1 protein-coding gene (only partly in view) is annotated in these 19,246 nt (G+C 62.7%); it reads left to right on the top strand.

All coding sequences use genetic code 11. The features are described from left to right. Nucleotides 1-19,246, top strand: the 3' portion of a protein-coding gene (locus ACZZZP_RS23110) for an IPT/TIG domain-containing protein (RefSeq protein ID WP_463536872.1). 19,019 nt of this gene lie to the left of the window's left edge; the window shows 19,246 of its 38,265 coding nt (coding positions 19,020-38,265); its start codon lies off the left edge, out of view; its stop codon occupies nucleotides 19,244-19,246.

The following is a 19,246-nucleotide window of genomic DNA, read 5'->3' as shown; positions in this document are numbered from 1 at the left end:
CGTTCGCGACGCGGCCGGCAACGTGGCCCGCGACAACACCCTGATTCAGGCCGGCACCTACAGCGGCAGCTACCAGGCCGAAGACCGCCTGGCGCCGCGTCAGGATTCGCTGGCTGTGAACATTGGCGGCCAGCCGCTGACCGCCGCCACCCAACTGAAACTCGGCAGCCGTTACGCCCTGAGCGTCAGCGCCGTGGACAACGTGCAGGCCAGCGACAAACTGGGCTTTGCCTATCGCGTGTCGGCCGACGGCGGCCAGACCTGGAAAACCGACTGGATCAGCATCCAGAAAGGCCAGTTCAACCTCGACATCCAAGGCCAGTACCAAGGCTTCGCTCTGCTGCTGCGTGCCAGTGACGGCCGCAACACCAGCGAGCGCCGTTTCGATGCGCAAGTGAGCGCGCCCGACCTCACCCTCGGCCAGTTCAGCACCGTGCCAACGCCGGTTGAAGAGAGCACGCCAGCCGACCTGCGCTTCCAGATTGTGGGCGACCTGGACCTGGTACGCAGTGCCGAAATTCGCGTGCTCGACGGCCGTTACGCCGCCGCCAGCTTCGACCGCAGCACCGGTTTGGTCAGCCTCAACTACCTGCACCCACGCTTGAGCGAACTGCCAGGCGCGCCAAAAGACCAAGCCAGCCTCACCGCCGAACTGCGCGTGGGCTTTGGCCTCACCGGCCAGGAAAGCTACCGCTACTTCCCGGTTAGCTACGACTTGCTCAGCGACCGCACGCCACCGCAGTTGTCGATCATCGCGCCGCTGGATGGCGAGTTCGTGCCGCGTGGTGAAGTGACCGAGGTGCTGCTGCGCAGCTACGACCGCTACGGCATCGACCACGTTGAAGCGTGCATCAACAGCCAGGCGCCGGACGTATTCAGCGATGCCGCCGCCTGCCAGCGCCTCACCGACCCGAACGGTCTGCGTGTGCCGGTGGCCAGCGATGCCACGCAGCCGCTGCGTATCGTTGCCCGCGCCATCGACCTCAACGGCCTGGCCAGCGCGCCGGCTACCGTCACGCTGCAACCGTATGACAGCCAGACCGGCGCGCCGGAGCTGGGCTTCCTGGTGCCTGCTGACGGTCAGCACGTGCAAGCCGGCGAAACCGTGCCGGTGCGTGTGCGGTTGCGCAAACTGGAACAGGCCACGCTGTACCTCGACATCGCCGGCGACCCGCAGAACGCGAGCAACCCAGCCCCACGCAGCATCAGCCGCACGGCTACGGGCGACGAAGTAATCGAGCTCAGCGTGCCGATGCCAGCCGTGGCCGCCGATGGCGTGCTGGTGCTGCGTCTGCAAGCCACCTGGCAGGGTCAAACGCTGCGTAGCCAACGCATTCTCAACTTGCATGCCGACACCGGCATCAGCGAAGAAATCGGCGTCGACCTGCAACCATCCGCCACCTTGCTGGCCGGCTCGCAGCTGTGGCTGCAAGTGCCGCCTCCGGCCACCATGGGCGACTTCAACAGCACCTCGCAGCTGAACCTGTTCGACCCAAGCGATGCCACCAGCCCGGCCGTGCTGGCGTTCAGCGCCGCGCGCCAGGTGTGGAACAGCCGCTTGCAAGGCACCGCGCTGCGCCTTGACGCTGTGCTGCGTGACCGTTCCGGCCACGAGAAAAACGCCAGCCGCACCCTAGAAAAACTTGCTTACCTGCAAGCCGAAAACCGTCGCGACGCGATCGACACCGGCTACCGCGCCAGCTTCCTGACCGCGTTGCCGGGCCATGTCGAAGGCGCGGTATGGGCCGAAAACCAGCAGCGCGACGGCTACCGCATTCGCACCCTCGATGGCCTGGTGGAAAGTCGTGACAGCGGCCAGATTCGCCAGCTCACCTACACCGGCGCGCTGCTCGCCGCTCAGGTACGCCGCGACGGTCAGGATTACTTGCGCGTCTGGCGCTGGCAGGCCAACGCCTGGCAGACCGGCACCGAGCAAGCCATTGCCGGCACCCTGCTGGGCGGCAGCGGCGAACTGCTGTTCGTCCGTCATGGCCAGCAAGTGGGCGCCTATTCGGTGGGCAGCGCCGGCTTCGCCGATGTAATTGGCGTGAGCTTCAGCGATGAAATTCGCCAGGTTCAGGTCGACGGTCAGCGCTTGGTAGTGCTCACCAACAAAGGCCTGGAATGGCTGCAACTGGACGACAGCAACCTGCCGCAACTGGTGCGCAGCGCCCGCGTGGCACTGGCCGACCGTACGGGCTTCGCCCTGCAAGGCGAGCGCCTGCTGAGCTGGACCGCCACGCAAGTCAGCAGCCAGACCGTCAGCGGCGACACCCTCGGCGCGGCCACCGTATTGCCAGTGGGTGGCGCGGTCAGCCAGGTGCTCTTCGACGGCGAGCTGAGCTGGCTGAACGTACGCGAAGACCTCTACGGCAACGCCTGGCAAGCCTGGCGCGGCACCGAGCGCGTCGGCGCCTTGAGCAACGAGCGCGAGGCCATGGCCTTTGTGGCCGGTCGCCTGATTTCCCTGCAACAGCGCGACGACATCCAGCAACTGGCGGTCGAGCCGCTGGCCGTCGCCGCACCGTCGCGCGCCGCACTCACTGCCAAGGCCGTGCGCCTGCCGTTCGGCGTGTTGGTCGGTGGGTTGCCGGCCGCTGCCGAGGCGGCGCTGGGCGGCGCTGACGTCAGCTTCCGCGACAGCCAGGGCCAACTGCTGGCGGCGCAGCCGTATGTGTATCAAGGCGAGCTGGACAGCTACCTGGCGCAACCGTTTGCCAAAGGCCGCGCGTGGATCGTGGCGAGCAGCGCCACCCAGCTCCAGCTGAACCTCAACGATCACGCCGGCAACCAGCAGCTCGACCTGACTGTGGCCGCCAACACCGCCCAAACCGCCAGCCTGAGCCCGGACGACGGTGCGCTGCTGACCGCTGGCGCCCGCCTGCCATTGGCCGCGCACTTTGCAGCCGGCAGTGACGGTTCCGCGTCCGGCCTGAGCGCCAACGGCGAAGCACAACGCGCCGTCACCGGCCTGCGCCACAGTTTCCATTGGCTGAGCCTGCCGAGCACCGACACCGCCAGCCTGCAATGGCAAGACGCCGCCGGTAGCCGCGCCGTCAATTTACTTACCCAAGCCAACCAGCCGGGCGCTAGCCTGACCCTGAGCGGCGCCGGCAATAACCAGATTTTCGCTGAAGGCAGCACGCTCAACCTCGGCTACCAAGTGGGTGAAGTGCCGGCGTGGGTCGAGGTGCAACTGCTCAGCTTCAACGGCCAGCCGCTGCAACGCCTGCTGATCGCCGGCCAGCAAGGCCAGTTCAGCCTGCGTCTGCCGCAAGTCAGCGTGCAGGAAAGTTTCAGCCTGCGCGCCCGTGCCTACTTCGGCGGCGACTTCCACTTCAGCGAGCAGCAACTGAACTTGCGCGTGGCGCCGGCCCAGCAGTTGCCGCAACCGGTGCTGAGCGGCCTGCCGAGCGTGCTGTACGCCGGCAGCCAGGTTGAGCTGCGCCTCAGCGGCGTCGATGCCGCGCGTTATCGCCTGAGCCTGGAAGCCCTGAACGGCAGCGACCAGTTGCTCGCCAGCGGCAGTGACAGCCTCAGCCTACGCCTGCCAGCCAATCTGAAAGAGCTGCGCGTGCGCGCGCTGATCAACGACGAACTGGGCAACCAGCAAGAGCAGCGCTGGAGCGAGCCGGTGATTGACGCCTGGCACCTGCAAAGCGATGCCGTGCGCGTGCCGTTCGACGTGCTGTTGCCGCAAGTGGGCGGTTACTGGCTGGCGCGCGGTGCCGACTTGCATGACGCCCAAGGCTTGCGTCAGCGCCTGGGAGGCGACATCGCCGCCATGGATTACCTGCAGCAATACCTGCTGCTTAGCGTTAAAGGCTTCGGCCTGACCCTGCTCGACCCAACCGACGGCCTGCAAACCGCCGGCACCGTCGCCGTTGCCGCACCGCTGCAACACCTGGCCGTGCAGGGCGAACGCATACTCGCTGCCAGCGCCCGTGACCTCTACTGGTTCGACGCCCTCGGCAATCAACTGAAAGCTGCCGGCACCCAGACCGTTAGCGCCGAAGTGCGCGGCCTGCTCGCCGATGGCGACGGCTTCCTGGTGCTCACCAGCGGCCAACTGCTGCGCCTGTCCGCCAGCGGCCAGACCCTCGCCACCTTTACCGGCGAAGGCCTGCTCAACGTGGTGCGCGCCGGTGACCACCTGCAGGTGCTGGATAACGCCGGCCGCCTGTGGCGCCTGGACGCCAGCCTGAAAGGCAGCGCCACACAGATCGGCGCGGGTGCCAAGCGCCTGTTCGCTCTGCCAGGTCAGGTGCTGGCGCTGTCGCCGCAACGCATCCAACTGATCGACACCGCCACCCAACAGCGCGTCGGCAACTGGTCGCTGGTGGCCGCCTCGGTCGACGCCGCGCAGTGGGCCAGCGGCAAGCTGTGGCTCGGCGGCAGCGAAGGCCAGGTGCTGAACCCGGTTCGCGGCAGCGACGGTTTCGTCAGCCTGTATGACAGCCGCAGCGCCACGACGCCAACCCGTGGCAGCGTAGAGAGCCTGGCCCTGCGCGACGGCCAGTTGCTGGTGGCCGCCGATAACTTCGGCGCCCAGGTGTTGCGTCAGGACGCCGCCGGCACCTGGCAATCCAGCCTCTACCCGGAAACCGCCTTTACCCGAGCAGCCAGCAAAGTGGCAGCCGCCGGCAACACCTGGTTTGTGCTGCAAGACCAGCAACAACAAGTGCAGGCCCTGAACCGCAGCACCCTGGCCGCGCGCACCGTGTCTACCGGCATTGCCGCCAGCGACCTGGCGGTGTCCAGCGATTACCTGATCATCGCCAGCGGCGGCAGCCTGCAGCTGGCGTCCCTGAGCAACCTGGACAGCAAACGCAGCCTGTCGATCACCGCTCAAGAGAACCTGCGTCAGCTTTCCGCCCGTGGCCAACAAGCCGCCGTGCTCAGCGAAAGCGGACGCGTATTCCTCGTTGACCTACGCAGCGACGCGCAGCAGCCAGTAAGTGAACTGAGCGGGCAACTGGGCGGTGAAGTGCGTCAATTGGCCTTCAATGGCGACACCCTGTTCTACCTGCTCGGCGACAGCGCCTGGCGCTACGACCTGCGCAGCCAGCAACGCAGCCAACTGCTGATCGGCGCCACCGTCAGCCAGCTGTACCTGGGTGGCAACCTGCTGTGGCTGGAACAACCGCAAACCCATGGTGTGCGTCTGGATGCCATCGAGCCGGGCACCGGCGCCGTTGTCGCCAACAGCACCTTGCTGCTGGCCCAGCGCACCACCGCCCTCAGCGTGGAAAACAACCGCCTGGCCGTCGGCCAAGGCGCCCAGGGCGTGCAGCTGTTCCAACTGCCCTACGGCCTGGGCGCTGCCGATGCCGCCGTGCTGTCGCCACTGGGCAGCAGCCGCCTGACCCCGGCGCAAGCGCTGGCAATCGGCCTGAACACCGACGCCCTGCGTGGCGCCGCCTTCAGCATCAACGGCCAGCCAGTCGGCGCGCTGAAGCAAGGCCTGACCACCACCAGCCTGCGCCTGCCCGCCAGCCTGCCGGGCGGCCAAGGCTTTGCCCTGACCCTGCGCACCGAAGACGTCTACGGCGTGCTGCGCGAATCCACTGCCCGCGACCTGTTCCTGATGCCAGGCGACGGCGTGGCCAACCCATTCAGCGTCAGCCTCACCGCCGACGAACATTCCTGGCTGCCTCTGCCATTGGCCGTCAGCGCGCAAATTACCGACAGCCAACAGCCGCTGGCGCAAGTGGAATTCCTGCTCTCGGCCAACGTCAATGGCCCATGGCAACGCCTAGCAGTGCGCAAAGCCGAACCGTTCCAAGCCAGCGTGGCACTGGACACCAGCTTCAGCGGCCAGTACCTCAAAGCCCGCGCCGTCGACGTATTCGGCAACAGCGCCGAGTCGGCGGCCAAACGCTTCTACCGCCACCAAGACAACAAAGCACCGACCGTAACCCTGAGCTACGAAGGCAGCGCCGTCTTTATCGACAGCAAGAAAGCCGTGCGTGGCTACCCGTTCACCGTCAAAGCGCAAATGGCCGACACCGACGGCGCCCTCGACAAAGCCACCCTGCTGCGCAACGGCCAAGTGGTTGCCGTGGCCTTCGGCAAAAACCAACTCACCTACCAGGACGCCGCCAGCGCCGTGGGCGAGCAGGTGTACAACATTGAAGTGCGCGATCAGGCGGGCAATGCCAGCAGTGCTGAGTTGCGGGTGACGGTGATTGATGACGCCTTCGCCGAAGTAACCGGCCTCGTTCTGCCAGGGGAAATCATCGAGCGCAGCACCTTTAACGTGCAGCTGTCGGCCAAGGACGACGTCGGCCTGAAAGCAGTGGATCTGGTCTGGAATGGCTTTACCGATCACTACGATGTGAGTGGCCTGGCTATTAACGGCCGCAGCTTCAGCGTGCAGGACAAGCGTACCGAGCGCGTGGCTACGACCCTGACTCAGCCATTCAAAGTGCTGCTCACCGACAGCCGTGGCCAAGTCAGCGAATCGCAGCCGCAAACGCTGCGCGTGATTCGCGACCAAGCGCCGAATGCGCAAGCCCTGCAAGTAACCCTGCCGGCCCGTGGCGTTTACGGCGGCCTGGTGCGCTTGAACCTGGGCAATCTCAACGCGCTGGATGACACCGGCGGCCTGGCCCTGCGCGTGGTGCAGCGCGTCGGCGACGTGCGTCAGGAACTGTTTAGCTGCCTGCGCGGCGCTAATGATTACTTCCGCTGCGCCAACGGCGATTACTGGAACAGCTACGCCCGCGACCTGCGCATGCCGGATACCGCGCTGGCCAACGACCAGTTCCGCATTCAGGTGGAACTGACCGACCGCATGGGCCAGCAAGTGCTGAGCCAAGATTACAGCGTGGCCCTGACCCAGTCGCCGAACCTGGTGCGCTTCCAGACTCTACAGGGCAGCGACAACCCAGCCACCGTCGCCGTGCAAAGCCAAGCGCTGTACCGCGTGCAAGTGCTCGACGCCGCCGCGCGCCCTGTGCCAGACCAGCCCGTGCAATGGCGCCTGCGCCGCCTGAGCGACGGCACGGTGGAAAACCTCGCTAGCAGCACCAGCGATGCCAGCGGCTATGCCAGCCTGCCACTCGGCACCGACCGCAGCGTCGGCGAGTACCAGCTGTGGGCGGACCTGCCGCAGTTCAGCCAGATTGCCCGTGCCGAGAAGGCCATCAGCGTGGTAGCCGGTCCGACCCGCCACGTGCTACTCAGCTACCTGCCCGCCATGGCGGCTGGCAGCACCGTGAGCCTGAGCCTGCAGGCGCAGGACAACGCGTTGAACAGCGTGAGCAATGACCAGGCAAGCGTGTTCCAGCTCACCTTGCCGGCCAGCGACTTCCACGTGCTGCCAGGCGCCGGTATCCAGATTTCCAGCACCAGCGCCAACGGCCAGACCGTCGAGCTGGTACGTGTAACCCTGAAAGACGGTCGTGCCCAGTTGAACCTGCAAGCCGGCCAGAGCGTCGGCCGTTTCAACCTGCCGGTGAGCAGCAGCGGTAACCAGATTCGCTATACCTATAACGCCGGCGGCAGCATCAGCAATAACGTGTCGGCGCTGACGCTCGACGTACTGCCGGCCGCCGCCAGCCACCTGCGTCTGGCCAACGACCAGGGCCGTGTACAAGCCAGCGGCGACGTGCTCGCCCGTGGCGTGAAGCAGGACGTGCGCCTGCAAGTGCTGCTGCAAGATCGTTTCGGCAACGCCATCACTCAACTTGACGGCCAGCCGGCCAATCTCAGCGTGCAAGCGCGAGTAACCGGCGCCGCGGCCATCAACGGCCAGGCCGGCACCGCTACCGTCGAGCTGGTGCAGGGTCAAGCCTGGCTGGCGATTAGTGATGAAACCTACGAAGAAGTCACCGTCAGCCTGAGCACCCCGGTTACGGTGTTGCCGCAGCTGAATCTGGACAGCCAGTTCCGCATCAACTTCACCCTGCAGCCGCCGGAAATCATTCGCAGCGTAATCGAAGCGCGCGATGGCACTACGTTGCGCGCCTATTTCGACTACGACGAACCGGTGCGTCTGGACAGCGGCAGCGCGATCAAACTGCTCGAAGGCACCGGCGTGCGTAACGGCACCGCCACGCTTAGCAGCGATGGCCGCAGCCTCACATTCGTAGCGCAGCCTGTGCTGCAACTGGGCCGTTGCTACAACTTCGACACCAGCGACTCCGGCCTGCGTGGCATCGCCCGCAACGACGAAGTGCGCGAGCAGGGCGGCGAGCTGTGCGCGCCGCATGCGCTATTCAACCTCAGCGAACCCGTAAAACTGCTGGCCGGCCAGAGCTATGCCGTGCCGATGCTGCTGGCCGACAACCTCAACTGGTGGACCATCAGTAACGGCCGCGCCGAGCTGGGCGGCCAGAGCCAGGGTTTCAACTGGTATTACGGCCCGACCCGTACCGTGACCGTGCCTGAGTTCTTCACCCAGGGTAACAGTGCGGTGGTTGACGGTGCGCTGCTCCCGCTGACCCTGAGCGGCACGTTGCCAGGCACGCCGGCCAAGCCGGTAGTCATCGGCAACGCGCTGGAGATTCAGGTATTCGACCCGCTGACAGACTTCGACGGCGACGGTCTGCTGAACAAGCTCGAACTGGAAACCGTCGGCCTCGATCCAACGCTGACCGACAGCAATGGCAATGGCATCGAAGACGGCGCCGAAGACTTCGACGGCGACGGCCTGACCAACCTTGACGAGCAAACCGCCGGCACCAAACTGCGCGTGATCGACACCGACGGCGACGGTTTGTCTGACGGCGCCGAAGTGCGCACCCACCGCACCGATCCGCTGAACGCCGACACCGACGACGACGGCATGACCGACGGCCAGGAAGTCAGCAACATTCCAGCCTCTTCGCCGCTGAAGAAAGACACCGACAACGACGGCATTCCGGACAAGCTGGAAATCGACATGGGCCTCAACCCGAGCGATGCCAACGACGGCACCGGCGACAAAGACAGCGATGGCCTGAGCAACGCCCGCGAAGTGCTGCTCGGCACCCTGATCAACAACCCGGACACCGACGGCGACACCCTTAAAGACGGCGCCGAAGTCGATCAACTGCACACCGACCCGCTGAAAGCCGACACCGACGCAGACGGCCTGCGCGACGACGAAGACAGCCAGCCGCTGGTCAAAGACACCCAGGCGCCAACCGTTGCGTTGGTGAATCCGGCGCCGGGCAAACAGCTGATCAAAGGCCTCAACCTGGTCATCACTCCGAGCCTGCAAGACAACGGCCGTGTGACCAAAGTGTCGGTACGCCTCAACGGTGCGCAGATTGCCCTGCTCACCAGCGCGCCGTTCACCTACGCCATGGCCCTGCCGGCCGATGCCGACAGCCTGCGCCTGGAACTGATCGCCACCGACACCAACAACAACCAGGGCAGCAGCGGCGAGCACACGTTCGCCCTGGTAACCGACCCGCTGACCACCGTGATCGGCCGCGTATTGGGCAGCAGCAACCAGCCAATTGCCAGCGCGCAGGTTGAAGCGCTGGGCATCACCGCGAGCACGGCCGATGACGGCAGCTTTGTGATTACCGGCGTACCGGTAGCGCCGGGCCATGTGCAGGTTATTGCCAACGGCATTCTCGGCAGCCAGGGCGTGACCGCGACGTCCGCCGATGTGGAGCCGGTGTGGGGCGGTACGACGGATGTGGGTGTGATTACCCTGGTGTCGCCGAAGGTGCGGGTGGGGTATTTCAATGCCTCGCAAAATACCGGCTCGGCTTCGCAGGAACAGATTATCGAACGCGCCGGTTACGAGCCGGTGCTGGTGACCAGCATCGCCAACTTGGACATGTCGACCATCGACATGCTGATGATCGACAGCTCGCGCCAGTACTACGGCAACACCAGCTATTCGACTTACCGCAACAAGGTCTTCACCTTCGTGCAAAACGGCGGGGTGCTGATTTTCAACGAGGAATACAACCCGAGCGGCGAGATGGTCGACGTGCCGGGGCAGCCTGTGGCGGAGACTGTTTGGGTCGGTGGTTACCAAAACCAGGTGCCGATGTATCGCTGGTCAGAGCTCAGCGAGGGCAAAGCCGGTTCGTGGTGGCCATACCGCAATAACACCTATGGCGGCTTCTCATACATGCGCCTGGACAGCCTTGCGCAAAACCTGGTGCCGCTGACCTTCAGCGGGGCGCGTGGTGACAAGCGCATCACCTCCGTGCGTTACGCCTATGGCCAAGGTCACGTCTACTTCGGTTATCAGCCCACCTATGGCTGGCGTCCAGGCGAGACCGATGCGCTGTTCACCGTTGCGCAGCCGAACATTCTGATGCTGATGCATGAGCTGACCCTCAAAGACAGCGACAACGACGGCCTCAAAGACGTTTACGAATACGCCAATGGCACCAGCGCCTTTAACCCGGATCGCGACGGTGACGGCCTGCTCGACGGTTTCGAAGTTAAATACGGCTTCAACCCGCTGGTGGCTGGCGAGCAGAACCTCGACACCGATGGCGATGGCCTGAGCAACCTGCGCGAGCAAGAGCTGGGTACTCACCCTCGTCAGGCTGATAGCGATGAAGACGGTCTTAACGACGGCCTTGAAGTTAGCCAGCACAACAGCGATCCGCTGAGCGAAGACACGGACCTGGACCGCGTGCCTGATGCCGTGGAAATCAGCAACGGTGCTAACCCGCGCAAAGCCGACAGCGATGACGATGGCATCAGCGATTACGAAGAAATCAATACCTACGGCACGCTGCCGGGCAACCCCGACACCGATAACGATGGGCTCTCTGACTTCATCGAAACCAAAGGCCCGTACGAAGACATTCTCGACCCACGCAACACCGCCGACGCGGCCCAGGATTACGATCAGGACGGCCTGAGCACCAAGCAGGAGATTCTCGACACCCTGACCAATCCTAAGATCAAGGACAGCGACAACGACGGCCTAAGCGACGGCGCCGAAGTGCAAGCAGGCCTCAACCCGCTCGATGCCGACATGGACAAAGATGGCCTGCTGGATGGTGAAGATGCCGAACCACAAGCCAAAGACCTGTTGCCACCGCAGGTTGCGCTGACAGCGCCGGCTGCAGGTTCCAGCCTGGTGCATGGCCAGCAATTGCGCCTGGTTGCCGGCGCTACCGATAATGGACGCGTCACAGCGGTGACCTTCTACGTAAACGGCGCCGAAGCGGGCAGCTACGCCAAAGGTCCGTACGAACACGTGATCGTGGTGCCGGAGCAGGGCAGTGAGCTGACGGTAGAAGTCAGCGCTCGTGACACCAACGGCAACGAAAGCCGCACCGCCGTGCAGCGTTTCAGCATCAGCGCCGATGCGGGTACGCAGGTGTCTGGCCGCGTGGTGGATGGCAACGGCACGCCAGTGGCGGGTGCCAAGGTGCGCCTGGTCAACGACTTTGCACGTGGCCCGGTTGTGCCGGTTTCGTACAGCTTCGACAAGGTTGCGCATTCGTCCTATGCCGATGACACCGCTCGTCAACTGAACGATGACCAGCTCGGCCGCGCCGGCTTCAACATCGACCTCGGCCAAGGCACTGCTTATGAGTGGTTGGGCTGGAATACCCAAGTGGTGAACGTCGATTACGACTTTGGCCGCTCGGTGCTGATCGACAGCATCAGCGTAGGGGCGACTCAGGATTACCTGAACAACGTGGTGCTGCCCTCGGTTGAAGTGTTCCAGCGCTTGGGCGATGCGTGGGTCAGTGCCGGCACGCTGACTGTGCCGCCGAGCTCCAGCAACGACAACAGCAACACCGCAACCGGCCCGCACCGTTGGCTAGATGTGTCGGGCCTGAACATCCAGAGCCGTTATGTGCGTGTTGCCTTGAAAGGCACCGGCAGCTGGATATTCGTCGATGAAATCGATTTCGCCAACGCCAGTGGTGGCGGTTCAACTGATGCCAATACCGCCACTACCGACAGCCAGGGCCGTTACACGCTGAACGCCGTGACCACCTTGCTGGATCCGCAGGTCAAGGCCACGGCTGTGTTTGGTAACCAATCGGTCACCGCCATCAGCGCGGTGTTCGAACCGGTACGCGGCGGCACCAGTAGCGTTGCCGATCTGGTGCTCAGCGCCCAAGGTCGCCGTGCGCTTGAGCCGATCGAAGGCCGTCATCAGGCCCATGACAGCCGCGAGCAGAGCTCAGGCAAGACGCTAACCAACCAGTACACCTGGGACTTCTACACCTATTACGGCAACGTGCAGTACGGCACCAACTACAGCTTCAGTAACGCTCAATACATGCTGGTGAACGGCAACTACTACACCAACGACGCGCCGTACCCGTACCTAATGCGCCAGAACGGGCGTGAGTTGACCCTACCTGCCCGCGCGATGAATTCTCTGCAGGTCAGCCGCAAGCTGTATGTGCCGCAGAACGAGGCATATGCCCGGTATCTCGACCTGTTCGAGAACCCCACTGACACCGCCATCAGTGTGCCGGTGCGTATCTATGGTCAGTTCTACAACGACAGCCGCCGTATTACTGCGACCTCGTCCGGCGATACCGTGGTGGATACTCAGGACCGTTATCTGGTGTCCGACGATGCCACCGACAACGGTGGTCGTCCGGCCTCGGGTGTGTTGTTCGGTGGTCAGGTCGCCCCGGTGCAGCCAATGGCCTTCACGGGTGATGCCAACGGCTACTCCGTTACCTATTGGCTCACCGTGCCGGCTCACAGCCGTAAGGCGATCCTGCATTACGCCGTGCAGAACAACAGCCGTGCCGAAGCCAAGCGCATTCTCGATCAGCTGTCGGCTGCCGATTACCAAGAGCCGAACCTGAGCGTTGAAGAACAGCGCGACATCGCCAACTGGACCACGTTGGTGGACAGCGACCTCGACGGCATTGTCGACTTGGACGAAGTGCTATTGGGCCTCGATCCGCTCAACGCCGATAGCGACAACGATGGCTTGAACGACGGCTTCGAACAGCGCTATGGCTTCAACGCCGAGGCCAGCGATGGCCAGGCGCAGGTAGATACCGAAGGCGACGGCTTGAGCAACCTGCAGGAGCAGGAAGCAGGCACTCATCCGCGCCAAGCCGATACCGATGGCGATGGCTTGAGCGACGGCGATGAAGTGCTCATTCACCACACCAATCCGCTGACCGCCGATACGGATCTGGACGGCCTCTACGATGCCGACGAAATCGGCCGTGGCACCAACCCGACGCTGATCGACACAGACGGCGATGGCCTGAGCGATGCCGCTGAAGTCAATGTGCACGGCACCGATCCGCTGAAAGTGGATAGCGACGATGACGGCATGTCCGACAAGTTCGAGGTCGATAACAACCTGCAAAGCATCGACGCCGCCGCCGACACAGACAACGACGGGTTGAATAACCTGGGCGAGTTCCTGGCCGGCACCAATCCGCGTAATCCGGACAGCGATAACGACGAATTGCTCGACGGCTGGGAAGTGTCGGGTAACGTCGCGAGTAGTCCGTTGGTGGTGGACACCGACGCGGGCGGCCGTCAGGACATCAATGAGCGTTATGTTGACGGCACCAATCCGAAGGTAGCCGGTGATGACCGTCCAACGGTTTACCCATATCGGTCCGTGAACGACGAGAACAACCGCAGCTTCACGTTCGCCGAGAACGGCGACGGTTATTCCAGCACGGGTAACGCGATCAACAGCAACCGGGCGTTCCAGTTGATTGTCGACAACGCCTATTACAACTACCGCTACCTGCAAGCCACTACATCCGCCAACGGTCGCGAGTACCACTACGAAGCACGCCGCATAAACAACCTGGTCGTCAGTCGTCGCGTGCTGGTGCCAAGTGCCGGCGGCGCGTATGTGCGCTACCTGGAAATCATCGATAACCCGACGGGCCAGGAGCAGGTCACCAACGTGCGCCTGCAGTCTTACTACGGCGCCGACTACGACAGCCAGGTAGCCGTGGTCACCAGCAGCGGCGACGCACAACTGACCACCAGCGATGACTTCCTGGCCCTGCGCGATACCGCCAACGCCAGCCGTCCTGTTCTGCTGCACGTACTGGCCGGTAACGCCCAGCGTCGCCAAGGCACCAGCTACGTGAATCAGGCCGGACGCCTTTGGCAGGCCGATTACCAACTGCGCATCCCGGCCGGCGAGCGCCGCGTGATCATGCACTTCGCCACCCTGGAAGGCTCCACCGACGCCGCCCTCGCGACTGCCGCGAAACTGCAAAGCCTCAAGGGTCTGGGTCTGGATAACCTCGACCCGACCGTGGCCGGCAAAGTGGTGAACTTCTTCGCCTTCTACGACAAAGACGAAGACGGCTTGAGCGACGCCGATGAAACCCGTCTTGGCACCGACAGCAACAACCCGGACAGCGACGCCGACGGCATTCCGGACGGCCAGGACAGCGAGCCGCTGGTAGCGGACGCCACCGCGCCCAACGTCAGCTTCGAACCGCTGCCTGTGGTGCGCCGTTACGCCGGTGAACCGCTGGACGTGACCGCACTGGTCAACGACAACGGCATCGTCACCAAGGTCGAGCTGCTGCAAGACGGCGAGCTACGCGAAACCCGCAGCGCAGGCGGTCGCCAAACCTTCACCGTGCTGCTGCCGAATGCCGCAAACACACTGCTGCAAGTACGCGCCACCGACAGCCATAACAACGTGCGCACGGTTGACCTCACCGTAGATGTCAACGTGGTGCCCGACCTGACCTTCAGCGGCCAAGTGCTCGACAAGCTCGGCAATCCGGTAGCGGGCGCCACCGTGCAGGTGAAGACCACTCAAGCCACCACCGATAGCACCGGCCACTACCGCCTGAGCGGCGTGCTGAGTCGCGACACGCGCATGGACGTCAGCGCATCGGCGATGTTCGGCGCTCAGCGGATGCTGGCCAGCAAACAGGTCGATATTCCGGCCGACAGCGAGTCGGTGAACGTTCCGGCGTTGGTGCTGGAAGCGGAAGGGCGCCGAGCAACGGGGCTGATTCCGGAGAGCCAGCTGACCTATGAAGGGAGCACCAGCTTCAGTTACGTGCTGTACAGCGGTAACTATTGGTGGGATGTCACCAGCACCGGCAGCATTGGCGACGGCACGTCCGACGCCTACGACGGTGGCCAGAACCTGAGCGTTAACAACCAAAGCATGCCAAGCGTTGGGCAGGGCCAGCTGCGTCTCAACGGCCGCGAAGTCACATTGCCGGCGCAAACCGTGAACGGTGGTATTCGCGTGAGCCGCAAGGTTTATATCCCGGCGGACAAGCTCTACGCGCGCTTCCTCGAATTGATCGAGAACCCGACTGACAACGTCATGACCGTGCCTGTCACCATCAGTGGCAACCTCGGTTCGGACAGCGGCACCCAGTTGGTCAATACCTCGTCCGGCGACCGGGTATTCAACACAGATGACTACTACCTGCTCACCGACGACGGCGACAACGGTGGCGACCCGGCCATGGGCCACCTGTTCGGTTCGTCCGACGCCAAAGTGAAACCGGTTTCGGTCGGCTTGAGCGGCGATAACTACAGCATGAGCTACAGCCTCACCCTGCAGCCACATAGTCGTCAGGTGCTAATGCACTACGCCGTGCAAAACTACAGCCGTGCCGAAACCCAGCGTGTGCTCAATGAACTGAGCGCGACCACGTTCGAAGAAACTGGCCTGACCGTCGAAGAGCATGCCCAGTTAATCAACTGGCAGAGCCTGGTGGACAGCGACAACGACGGCCTTCCAGACGCCGAAGAAATCCCGCTGGGCCTCGATCCGAGCAACGGCGATTGGGATAACGACGGTATTCCGGATGGGCAGGATGATGAGCCGAAGGTGGCGGATGTTACGGCGCCGGTTATCGAACTCAGCAGTTCCGAAGGGCCTTACTACCCTAATTACAGCCTGAACCTCACAGCGTCCGTTACTGACAATGGGCGCGTCGCGCGGGTCGAATTGTGGCAAGACGGCGCATTGGTAGAGCAGAGCTCTCAAGGCGGCCAATTGAGTTACAGCGTAACCGTTCCGTCTGGCGTCAGCTCCACCACGCTTGAGCTGCGGGCTACTGACACCAACGGCAATACTGCTCGCAAGGCGCTGCAGCTCGATATCGATGACGCGCCACCGACACTGTTTACCGGTCGTGTGGTTAACCAGTTGGGTAAACCGATGGCAGGCGTCACCGTTGAAACGCGTCTGGATCATTGGGAAACGGACTTCGGCAACGCAGTCGTGACCGATGCTGACGGCCGCTTCGAAACGCAAGAGATCGATCCGCAGCAGGGTTCGAGCTGGTTCGTGCGCATTCAGAAAACGGCGCTCGATGAAACCGTTGAAGTGGTTGTTCCGGTGTCGATCGAGGGGGCTGGTAGCTACGAGCTTGGCGAGTATGAGCTGAAGGTTGATGAGAGTTGGGTGCAGCCGATTCAGGCCCAGGGCGTTGCGTATGACCCCTCGAACCAATCGATTTTCACAGTGCCTGGTTCTGGTCAAAGTGTGGTAGTGCAGGGCGATGAGATTCGCATGAGTGATGGCGTGGCCATCGTGCCTCTTCGCAGTAACGCCTACCTCGGCGAATCCAGCAGCTTCCTGGTTGATCAACAGGCCGACCGCCTCATGTTCTCTTGGATAGGCATGTTGTTGTATGAGGAAGGGTCTGAAGAGCCGGGTCTGGTGGATATGCAGGTCACGTTCTACGCCGATGGTCGCATCGAAACGCGTTACTACAATCTGCCTGAGCGTGGTTGGGGTTACAGCGATGTCACCTTCACGTGGTCGCGTATTTACCCAAGCAGTTACAGCGTGGATTGGAGCGAGGCGAATGGGCACCAAGTGTTCCTGGGCCAGCAGATCAGCGAAAGTTTTGAAGGACGTCCAGATCTGGGTGGAATGACCATCACCTACGTACCGACCGAAATCGGCACGTACCAAGTGCAACTTGGGCACCTGCCAGGCCGTACCGATAGCGATGGTGATGGTCTGTCCGACCTCAACGAAATCTTCCTCGGCACCGATCCGAACGCGGCGGATACCGACGGTGACCAACTGTGGGATGGCTTCGAGCTTTACAGCGAGTTCGATCCCCTGACCGCCGAAGAAGGTATCGCAGGCCAGGATCCGGATGAAGATGGCCTGACCAACCTGCAAGAGCAGGGACTGGGGACGGATCCGCATAACCGCGACACCGACGGCGATGGCTTGTCCGATGCCGCCGAAGTGCAGGAGCACCACACCAACCCGACGTTGGCGGACAGTGATGGCGATGGCCTTACCGATGGCCAAGAAGTCGAACTGGGCAGCGACCCGCTGAAGCTCGACTCAGACGGCGACGGTTTGTTTGATTTCGACGAGGTCAACCGCTACTACACCAACCCGGCCAAAGCAGACTCGGACGATGACGGCATGTCCGACAAGTTCGAGATCGACTACGACGTTGGCGATGCTAACAGTGACCCGGATGGCGACGGTGTCGACAACGTGGAAGAGTTCCGCAACGGCACCCACCCCCGTCGTCTGGACACCGATAACGATGGCCTGCCGGACCAGTTCGAGATCGCCACGTTTGGTGCTGAAGCAGCCAGAACGTTCGACAGCGATGGCGGCGGTCGCGGTGACGGTGACGAACTGTTCGTGGACGGGACGGATCTCGAAAACTCTAATGATGACGCCCAACAGATTTACAACGGTTATTACGCAGAGCCTAGGACTGAAGCAGGTCTGAAGGTGCGCATTAGTCGCACAGGTGAGTTCAGCTTTAACGAGCCTGAAAACGGACCGCTCTTGGTGCAAAACGCCGCGAGCCTGGCCGGCTACAGGTTTGAAAGCAGCGAAAACTACGATCCACAATTCATCGAAATGCCGCGTGGTTTGACTCAGCTAGCAGGCGAGTCGATCTGGCGGAGTTCGCTGGTGGCGCTGGACAGCGGCTTACTAGTCAGCCGCGAGTTCTATGTGCCCACTTCCGGACGTGGTTTTGTGCGAGTGCTGGACAAGTTTTACAACGTGACCGACCACGTCATTACCACGGAACAGCGCCTGACCAGCGACAACGTTTATTCGAGCCAGGCTTACGAACAGCAAACCTCAAGCGGCGACAACCAGCTGGACGTCACCGACACCTGGCTGCGCCAGCGCAAAAATAACTATGAAGCCGAGCCTGGCCCAATCTCGCTAATCAACGTGTTTGCCGATGCGGCGGGACGTCAACGCTTGAACGCCGACATCGTGTCCAGCAACAGTTACACAAACTGGACTATCGGCTACCGCTTTGACGTGCCAGCTAACGATCACCGCGTGGTGATGAACTTCTACGCGCTCGAGAACCCGGATAGTCCCCAGCAAAACACCACCCAAGTGCTACAAAGCCTTGGCGAAAACAGCTTGCACGGTATCGCCGCTGAAGACCGCTCGCGCATCGTCAACTTCACCCTGTGCGCCGATGCGGACAGTGACGGGTTATGCGACAGCGCCGAGCAGCAGGCCGGTACCCAACTGAACAACCCGGACACCGACGCCGACCATTTCAACGACGAACTGGAAGTTCGCCTGGGAAGCGACCCAACTGACGCGCAGTCGATGCCGCTGATGGACATCTATACGTTTGCCGACTCCGGCGACCAGATCAAATTCATGCGCCAAAACGGCTTCCAGGGCACGCGCAGCCAGGTGACGACTTTCTATGAGCGCTTTGCGGGCGTCGATTTCGACAACCATGCGGGCATGTGGCTGGTAGATAGCGACAGCGAGACGCTGTCTGCTCGTTCGTTCGACCTCGACAGCTTGACGCTGAACGTTGAAGAAACTGTCGAGGCCGAAGGTGAATTGCTCGATAGCGCTGTGATTGAACAGCAGTCGAACTGGCTGCGCTTGGTCGAGCGGGAGATGGAAGAAGGCGCCGACCCGATTCAGGTGCTGTCTCTGGGAAATCGCACCCAATGGGGAACCAACAATTACGCGGAACGGCCTGCAGATCTGCGCTGCGGCGCGGGCTTGAGCGAATGGAACGGTCTGCCTCTGGTACTTAACGGCTGCACCTTGAGCCGCTTCGACTCGCATACCACCAGCGACTTCGTGCCGCTGGTGAACCTGAGCTTCTCCACCGACTTCGCCACCCAACCCAAAGTCCTGGCCCTCGACGCCGCGCCGCAAATCAACGCCGTCCTAGCCCTCATCGAAGACACGCTCGACGGCATCACCCGTCGCAGCCTCGGCCTCATCGATATGAAAACGGGCAACGTCACGCGCTTGAGCGCCATGCCGGCTAATGCGAAAGGCCTGGCGGTGAAGTTTAAAGATTTCCAGAATGAACCAAAGTGGCCCTTTGAGGTCCCGCAGACCTGA

It is taken from the genome of Pseudomonas sp. AC211, assembly GCF_979258055.1.
Note: the sequence above shows the minus strand (reverse complement) of the source record. Positions and strands in the feature narration are given on the sequence as shown.